Raw genomic sequence first — 1,863 nt, 5'->3', positions numbered from 1 at the left:
GTTGGCCTTGGAATTTGTAAGCGATCGCCCAGACAGCGAATCCTATGATAAATTCCGCTTTAAGCTGCAAGAGATGGGTTTTGAAGCAGGCTGGGGAAACACGGCTAGTCGGGTGCGGGAAACCTTGACAATGCTGGATGAATTGATTGATGAACCGGATGATGGGGCATTGGAACAGTTTCTCTCCCGCATCCCAATGATTTTCCGGATTGTCCTGGTATCGGTTCACGGCTGGTTTGGACAAGAAGGGGTATTAGGACGTCCAGATACAGGGGGTCAAGTGGTATATGTCCTTGACCAAGCTAAGAGTTTAGAAAAGCAGTTGCAAGAAAACCTGACTCTGGCGGGATTAAACATTCAGCCTAAGGTGATCATTCTCACCCGCTTAATCCCCAACAATGATGGAACTCGGTGTAATGAACGGTTAGAGAAAGTTAACGGTACAGAAAATGCCTGGATTTTACGGGTACCGTTTCGAGAGTTCAATCCGAAAGTTACCCAGGATTGGATTTCTCGGTTTGAGATTTGGCCGTATCTAGAAACCTACGCCATCGATGCCGAAAAGGAACTGCTAGGAGAATTCCAAGGTCGTCCCGACCTGATTGTAGGAAACTATTCCGATGGTAATCTAGTGGTCTGTCAATTTTGTATTTGTGGGTAAAGCCGCTTGAGACGGACGCGGGCATCTGCGGTTGTGAATTGCCAATCTACTGACTTGTGCAACCGATTGCGCTCAATGTACCAAGCCTCAGTTTCCCGTTCTAAAGTTTCACGGTCCGGAATCCGTCTATCCAAGCATTGTCGGGTCAATGCGGACAACTCATTCTCGGCAATATTGAGCCAACTGCCATGTTTAGGAGTGTGGTGAATCTCCAATTTTTCGACTAAACGACGTGCAGTAGGTGCTTCAAAGGCTGCATAGAGGGAAGCTGGTTTGTGAGTGTTTAATTGATCACATATCAAGGTGAGGGTTTCGCATTCAGGGTAATCTTGATCTAGTAAGCGTTGAATTTCCACTGCCCAATCCACTGCCGTTCTGCGCTCTCTAACTACCACCTTGCGCCAGCCTGAAAGGGGTTCTGTAAACATGAAGATGCTCGCAGTTCCATTGCGTTCGTATTCATAATCGACTGACTCTGGATGTCCCGGTTTAGCCGGCAGGGGAATGCGGGTTTCTTTGATCAGTTGGACAGGTTGTTCATCCATACAAATCATTGGACGTTTGGGGTCATAGGGTTGGTGATAAACCTCCAGCACATCTTCCATATCCGCCACAAATTCGGCATTTTTTTGGGGTGGAATCACATATTGCTGACGCAGATGTGGTTTTAATTGGTTTTTTTGAGCTCTTGTCGCACGGTTTCGTGGCTAATGGCTGGTACAATCTCTAGCTCCACTGCTTTGTCGGCTAGGAGTCGTAAGGTCCAACGTGCTTGTCCTGCTGGGGGTTCTCCACAACGTAGAGCGATCAGTTTGGCTTGAGCCTCTGAGTCACATACCCGTTGCCGTGATGGATTCTTCTGCTGCTTTCGTTCCACTGCCGCCTCTAAACCTTGTTCGACTAATCGTTGCCGCAGATTGGCTACCGTGTTTCGGTGACAACCAAAGGTAGTTGCCGCTTGCTCGTCTGTCCATCCTTGTCCATTGATATCAATGTTTAGCAGAATGTTAGCGTGTTTTATTTTGTAGGCTGCTGTCTTGCCCCTGGATACCAACTGTTGGAGTTGTTGTCTTTCTTCAAGTGTTAACCGAACAATGTAACGTTTCTCCATGGTTTCTCAGATGATGGGTAATGGCAGATGAGGATTACTTCTTTAACATCCATTCTATTCACAAAATTAAAACTGACAGACCACTAGTAGC

1 protein-coding gene and 1 pseudogene are annotated in these 1,863 nt (G+C 47.0%); one reads left to right on the top strand and one right to left on the bottom strand.

What is annotated here, in order from left to right:
* Positions 1 to 634 (top strand): annotated as a pseudogene (locus tag F6K49_RS45030) (sucrose synthase); the annotation flags it as partial.
* A gap of 5 nt (positions 635 to 639) precedes the next feature.
* Here F6K49_RS45030 and F6K49_RS45025 read toward each other — a convergent pair.
* Positions 640 to 1,772 (bottom strand): IS630 family transposase gene (locus F6K49_RS45025; RefSeq protein WP_293108605.1). Its coding sequence is split into 2 segments (ribosomal slippage): positions 640 to 1,343 and positions 1,343 to 1,772, totalling 1,134 coding nucleotides; the frame shifts between segments, so codons are not numbered across the junction.
* Between the last annotated feature and the right edge of the window lie 91 nt (positions 1,773 to 1,863).

The sequence above is a fragment of the Moorena sp. SIO3I6 genome, from assembly GCF_010672095.1.
Note: the sequence above shows the minus strand (reverse complement) of the source record. Positions and strands in the feature narration are given on the sequence as shown.